The following is a 7,113-nucleotide window of genomic DNA, read 5'->3' as shown; positions in this document are numbered from 1 at the left end:
GCCAACATTGTTCGGCACAAACTACCAGACCCTCAGCGTTGCCCAGAAAGCACTCAATGCAAACGGGGGCGGTTACAAGGATGCCAACTTCACGCCCAATGCGCTGACGGCCGACGCCATTGCCTTCCTGGACGGCGAAATCGGACAGATTAAGGCCGAGCTCAATAAACAGAGCCTCCTTGGCAGCACCCTGATCATTATTAGCGCCAAGCACGGGCAGACGCCAGTCGACCGTTCGGCGCTGCGCAAGATCGGAGATACGGTCGGCTCTACGCTGGCCGCGGCCAATCTCGGGGCGAACAGCAATATCGGTTCTAGTACCGATGCCGTCACTGGCAACTTCCTGGGTACAGGGCAGTTCACAGAAGACGATGTCGCCTTCATCTGGCTCAACGACCAAAGCGACGCAGCACGCGCCTCAGCCATCGCGGCGCTCAAGGCCAACCTTGGCTGCCCGATCGTGGACCCGACGTCGAAGATTATCGTTGCCGGACAGACGAATTCGGGAATCTGTGCCGGCACGGATCCCGGCAGCGGCGTGATCGACCTGAAGGCGGACGGTCGCTTCGGCGACCCTGCCAAGGAGCGGACGCCGGACATCATGGTCCAGCCAAACGCCGGGGTGATCTATTCGAAGTCCGGAAAAAAGGATGCCGAGCACGGCGGGGCGGCACCCAACGATACGAATGTCGCCCTGCTCGTGTCGTTCCCGACGCTGTCCAAGCAGGCAATCGGTACTGCGGTGGTTACCACGCAAGTCGCGCCCACGATCGTCAAAGCGCTTGGCATCGATCCTGGCTTGCTGAATTCGGTGAAGTCCGAAGGTACGGCTGTGCTTCCTGGCCTGTTCTGAGAATCCCTGCGCCACTGCGAGTATGCCAACCGGAACGGCACTGCAGTGGCGTATCCGCACTTGCTTCCCCCAGGCAAGTAGTCGTCCAATTCATCCATATTTCTGTCGCGAGATTACATTTTTGCAAGCTTCATGGTTCCAGGAGATGCGTTCATATACGATCGCCCTTCAATTTGATCCGTTGATTGCGAAAGTATCGATGAAGAACCTCAAGCCCATCCTGACCGTGAAGTCTGGCTGCGCTGCTGAACGGTGGGGCGTGACATATTGGCCCCTGCGAAAGAGTCCGCTGTCGTTCCGCGAGATGGCTGGAGGAACGGACCGGCCGACACCTGGACACGCAGCCTTAAGCGCCGGCACGACGTGGGACGGTGAGCGATACGAACTAAACGCTGCGACCGCCTACTACGACCGGCCGGATATCCTAGATGCGTGGTATCGGATGCTTCACGCGGCGACCGGCCCCGAAACACTTTATCAATCCCCTCAGTTCTTTCGCCACCTGATCGACACGACTCAGGGGACGCAGGCTAGTTATGAACTGTTCATCATCCGCCGCAGAGTCGATGGCTCCATCGTCGGGTGTGTCCCGGTCCGTACGCTCGGGCGCGACCTCGACTTCCGCCTCGGTCCGCTATCGCTGTTCAAGCGGACGATGCGCGCTTGTCAGCTCCTTGGCAGCGTGCCGCTGCTGGACCCGACGGAGGAAGGGCTCACCGAGTTCGTCGTGGAGCAACTGCTCGCCCGATATGCGAAGTGCGAAGTACTCTACATGCAAGCGATGCCGGAAGAAATTGGCGCTGCGCCGCCTCGTTGCGCAGGTGTATCGGCCTATGTCCTGGATGGATGGCGTCAGTGCCACACGCAGCCACTGCCGGATAGCATCGACGCCTATCTGCAAAAATTCAGTGCCAAGAAACGCTACAACCTGTCGCGCCAGATCCGCTTGCTGACGGCAGCGGCAGGCGCCCTACAAGTACTGCGCATCGAGCAACCCGACGAAGTCGCGACGCTCCTCGACGCGATGGCCGACACTGAGGGAGCCGTGGTCAAGCCGCGTGACACCGAGGCGCTACGCCTGGACAACCTCGCGCGTCATGGCCTGCTGCTGTCCTATGTGATCCGCTGCGGCGATGAAGACGTTGCGTTCGTGCTCGGGTCACGCTCATCGTCCGTCTGGCACATCCACAAAATCGTGTGTCAACAGAAGTACATGCCCTTATCGGTGGGGACGAGCGCAGTCCACCTTGCAGTGCTGGATGTAATGGCCAATTCCGCCTTCCAATTGATCGACTACGGCTACGGTACGCCCAATGCCGAATTCCGCTCAACCCACGTGCTGAAGTCACGTGGCCATGTCCTACTGCACCGTTCGCGCAGTCTGACCGCCCTGCTGCTGAAGTTTCACGGCAGGTATAACGCCATGAACGAGGCCCTGATCCGCTACACCAAGGCGGCAAGAAAATGGTATGTGCAACGCCGGCAGACCGGCGACAAGGGTGTCGCAAAGCGCAATAATGCGCCAAAGGCGCCCTGACCCGATCAAGTTCGTATTGATCATAATGGCCGCCCGACGCGGCCATCGTTGTATGCGACTCATTGAACAGATTAACTGTGCGATCGAGCCACAAGACATGACCAAATCGTAATTTCCCGCGAGACAATTTCATCTTAGGATGCTGCACTGCGTTGCACCGAGCAGTATCCGCCCGTCCGCCCTGTTCAAGCGCGACCGTGCCGTTGACTTCAGCTCGCAACTGAACCGGTGAAATTTCTTTGAATAGCATCTACATTTTTTGAATCCCGATGTCCGAGCGCACTTCCCGATTGCCGTTTAAGCTGTCCTTGTACGGATTACTCCTCCTTGACGTCGCCAATGCCTGTGCGGCAACACCGACAATTCAAGGAGAGTCGGGGTATATCAACATGCCGAGTGCCTGGGTCGAAGCCGACGGCACGACGAGCCTGGGTATCGGTCACGACCAGCCCTACACGCCGGTCTGGTTATCCGCGACCCTCCTGCCCTTTCTGCAAATGGTCGCCCGCTACGAAAGCATCAGTGGCATTGCGGGCTTCACGAACGTCAGTGGCGCTTACGGTAGCAATTACGGGCGTTACAAGGACAAGCAGGTCGGGTTGAAACTGCGCCTGTTCGACGAGACAGAGAGCCTGCCAGCGCTCTCATTCGGCTCGAACGATATCCAAGGAACGCGGCTATTCAAGGGAGAATACCTCGTTGCATCGAAGAGCTTCGGCACCACCCGCAACGTGGAAGCAAGCGTCGGGTACGGGCGCACGCGACCCAACGGGTTGTTTGCCGGGATGCGCTGGGCCCCCGTCGCCACGCCCGGATGGGCCGTGGTCGCGGAATACGATGCGAACGACTACAAACACGACTTCCGGGCCAATGAGACCGGTGCCGACAGTCGGCGGAAAGGTCCCGCGGTCGGCCTCGAATATCGCTGGGGATGGCTTGGCGCACAGGTCGCACGCCAGCGCGACCACTTCAGTTTCAATACGTATTTGAGCATTCCCTTTGCCGAGCGTGAATTCGTTCCGAAGGTCTACGAACCGGCGCCATTCAATCCGAAGGATGCACCCGCGCGCGTGTCGGCCGACGAATGGCAGAAAAATGGCGTGCATGGCACCGAGCTGGCGCAAGCGCTGGTCAAACAAGACTTCAGGAACGTCCGCGTCGAGCTGGACGCCACCACGCTGAAACTTGTCCTCACGAATAACCGCATCTCGAATTTGGGCCGTGCGGTTGGGCGTGCCGTACGCACGGCACTGGCCTTCGCTCCCGAAGGCACCGAGAAGATCGAAGTCACGTACACGAAGCTCGAGCAACCAATCGCGACGTATGAATTTCGTGATCTTCAACGCTTGAGCGATTACCTGACCGGCCTGGTTGCCCGCGATGAGTTCCTGCAATCGGTCAGTGTGCGCTATGCCCAGCCGTCTGACACGATTGGCGACGACCTCGGGCTGATCGCTGCGGTGCGTGACCAGGACGACGGCTTGTCCATGCAGATGGGACGCGAGGGCAACCTGGTGCAGGTCGCATCCGAAGACAAGGAGGCGAACCGCTTCAGGCTGGTTCCCAAGATGTCGTTCTTCTTCAACGATCCCAGTGGCTTCTTACGCTACGAATTCTGGGGCGATGCCACCTATGACCGGCGCCTGGCCGACAGCCTGTACCTGAACAGCGATCTGAAATTGACGGCGCTCCAGAACGTCACCGGGGTCACCCAGCCGTCGAACAGTCTCCTGCCTCATGTGCGCACCGACATCGCCGACTATAAACGTGGCGGCCGCATCAAACTGAACCGCCTGCTGCTCAACAAGTACGCCATGCTGGATGAGCGCGTCTACGCGCGCATCTCCGGTGGCCTGTACGAAGAGATGTTCCGCGGTGTCGGCGGCCAGGTGTTGTATCTGCCGAAGGACAGCCGTTGGGCCACCGACCTGACCGCCGACGCACTTCAGCAACGCGGAGTCAAAGGCTGGTTCGACCAGCGCGATTACCGGACCGTGAGCGCCCTTGCCGCCCTCCACTACAAGCTGCCCTACGACGTGACGGCGACGGCGCGCGTCGGGCGCTTCCTCGCCAAGGACGACGGCGTGCGGCTCGAATTCAAGCGCCGCTTCCCGTCTGGTGTCGAGATCGGTGCGTGGTACTCGCACACCAACGGCAAGGACATCACGAATCCTGGCACGCCTGAAAAGCCGTATAACGACAAGGGTGTGTTCCTGTCGGTACCATTGAACATCATGCTGCCGGCGGACAGCCAGAACACGGCAAGTGTCGCACTGTCTCCCTGGACGCGCGACGTCGGGCAGATGGTGTCCAGCCCTGGCGACTTGTACGATCTGATGGAACAGCCGCGTCGTGACATGACGAGCTACGACGGTCTCGGCAACTTCGCCGAACGCCGCGACGAGCAGAGCCTCCCTGCGGTGAATCCGCCGGCCCACCCGATGACCAATCCGTGGCCCGAGTTCCGCTGGCGCTTGGAGCAGTCGATGTCCACGACGCCGACGTTGCCCCAGTGGGCCAAGCGTACGATGCTGGGCGGAGGCGCGGTTCTCGCAAGCGCCCTGCTGGACAAGCCAGTCGACAATTTCATGAAGCGGCACGCGGATGCCTCGCTCGTGCGCGATTGGGGCAAGGTGGGCAAAGCCGCTCCCGTCGTATTCGCGGGCGCGGCAGGCGCAGCGCTGTTGTTCGGCGATGCCCGTGCAGAGAACGTCGGTTTCATCGCACTGGAGTCCATGATTGCCGCCGGCGCGGTCTCCATCGCCGCAAAGCGCGTGGTCGGTCGCGCACGCCCCGACGAGGAGCTCGGACAGTTCAGCACGGCACGTAACCGGTCCAATGCATCCTTCCCGTCGAACCATAGCACGGTCGCATTCGCCGCGATCACGCCGTTCGCACAGGAATATGACGCTCCATGGCTCTATGGCGTCGCAGCGGCCGGTACGCTCGGCCGGACGGCGGGCCGGGAGCACTGGGTGTCGGACGTCGTCGCTGGCGGTGTCCTCGGTTATGCGATCGGTGGCTGGTTATGGCGGGCGCAGAGTCAGGATCGAAGATCGAGTTTCGCCGTGAGCCCCGGCCCGAGGTCAATTGCAATGGCTTGGCGTGGCGACTATTGAGCGACGAGCTTTACACATGGACCTCGAGATTGCGCGCGGGACAGCTGCGGCGCGCGAGATGATGCGCAATCTGCTCCACAATGCTTGTGCGCTCGGCGCGTTGGGCGATTGCGTAGACGGTGTTGTCATCTCGGCCGAGTTGACGTTCAGCGGGCACCGCTCCAGCGCATTCACGATCGGTCGCAGTACTGTATCCACTTCCAAAACGAACATCGTGACGAGGGCCGTGTCTACAATAACGTTGGCGCCGCAGCCGCGCCGACGCCGGCCGCGCCCCATGTCTCCTGACCACGAAAACGATATAACCCGTTTACTTCGTTACTCAACCTTCTTTACAACGCGTTATTGTTGCGATCATGCCGCATGCTATCGAACGAACTGATTTGTTCGTAAAATGACCCGCATCAACGTAAGCCCATGACCTGTCTGCTGCTGTTGGCCGATGGCGGACGGTCGGCATGGCTCAGTGTACCCGACTGTTGTCTTCTGAGCAACAAAAGGGGTAATGAGATGGTCCCCCTCCACCCTGCAAGGTCCAAGCTTGTAGAGTGTGTCCATTCTGGACGGATGCCATCATGCAAGACATTACGCTCATCGGCATCGACCTTGGCAAGCACAGCTTCCATGTGCATGGCCAGGACCGGCACGGCAAAGCACTGCTGCACAAGAAGTTCAGCCGGAAACAGCTGATCGAATTCCTCGCCAAATTCCACGTTTGCACGGTCGTGATGGAAGCCTGCGCCGGTGCTCACCACATGGCACGGCAGTTGGCCGGCTTCGGCCATGAGGTCAAACTGATCTCGCCGCAATTCGTTCGGCCTTTCGTCAAGAGCAACAAGAACGATTTCGTCGACGCGGAAGCGATCTGCGAAGCGGCCAGCCGCCCATCAATGCGGTTTGTGACACCCAAGAACGAAGCCCAGCAAACACTGTCGGCCCTGCACCGTGTGCGTGAATCACTGGTGCGCGACCGGATCAAGACGAGCAACCAGATCCACGCTTTCCTGCTCGAATTCGGCATCAGCCCTCCGATTGGACATGCCGCGGTCCGGCGTCTGCCAACCATCCTGGCCGAGCAGTCCTTGCCGCCTCGGCTGGTACAGGTGCTGGAGCGGCTGCACGCCCACTACAAGTACCTGGACGGGCAGATCGCCGAAATCGAAAAGGATCTGGCGGCCCAACTGACCGACGATGACCTGGGACAGCGTCTGATGACGATACCCGGCATCGGACCGATTACGGCAAGCGTACTGGCAAGCGAAATGGGCGATGGCAAGCAGTACCGCTGCGGCCGCGATTTCGCCGCATCCCTGGGCTTGGTACCACGCCAGTAAAGCACGGGCGGCTGGAATAACCTGCTGGGTATCAGCAAGCGCGGCGACAAGAATCTGAGGCGCCTGCTCGTGTTGGGCGCGCGCTCCTACATGCGGCTACTCGAGCGCCAGACAGGGCCGCTCGCATCTTGGGTACGCGCGATGATGATGCGCAGGCACTCAAACGTTGTTGCTTGCGCGCTGGCCAACAAGCTCGCGAGGATCGTCTGGGCCATCGCGGCGCATCACACCAGTTTTGAAATGAAGGAAGCCCCCATGCATGCATGAGGG

At 60.2% G+C, this 7,113-nt stretch carries 3 protein-coding genes and 1 pseudogene; all 4 read left to right on the top strand.

Going from position 1 to position 7,113, the window contains the following annotated elements:
- A partial coding sequence (locus NX784_RS28580; protein ID WP_258820061.1) for an alkaline phosphatase family protein occupies positions 1-853 on the top strand: 853 nt, incomplete at its 5' end.
- Positions 854-998: 145 nt separating this feature from the next.
- The gene (locus tag NX784_RS28575) at positions 999-2,390 is read left to right on the top strand and encodes a GNAT family N-acetyltransferase (protein ID WP_258820060.1); all 1,392 of its coding nucleotides are present in this window, start codon (positions 999-1,001) and stop codon (positions 2,388-2,390) included.
- A 269-nt stretch (positions 2,391-2,659) separates the two neighbouring features.
- Positions 2,660-5,509 carry a YjbH domain-containing protein gene (locus tag NX784_RS28570; protein WP_258820059.1) on the top strand — a complete coding sequence of 950 codons (2,850 nt, stop codon included), beginning with the start codon at positions 2,660-2,662 and terminating at the stop codon, positions 5,507-5,509.
- Positions 5,510-6,084: 575 nt separating this feature from the next.
- Positions 6,085-7,110 (top strand): annotated as a pseudogene (locus tag NX784_RS28565) (IS110 family RNA-guided transposase).
- Positions 7,111-7,113 lie beyond the last annotated feature (3 nt).

The sequence above is a fragment of the Massilia pinisoli genome (assembly GCF_024753285.1).
Classification (GTDB): Bacteria; Pseudomonadota; Gammaproteobacteria; order Burkholderiales; family Burkholderiaceae_D; genus Telluria; species Telluria pinisoli.
The sequence above is the reverse complement of the archived record's forward strand: the minus strand, read 5'-3'. Positions and strand labels throughout refer to the sequence as shown.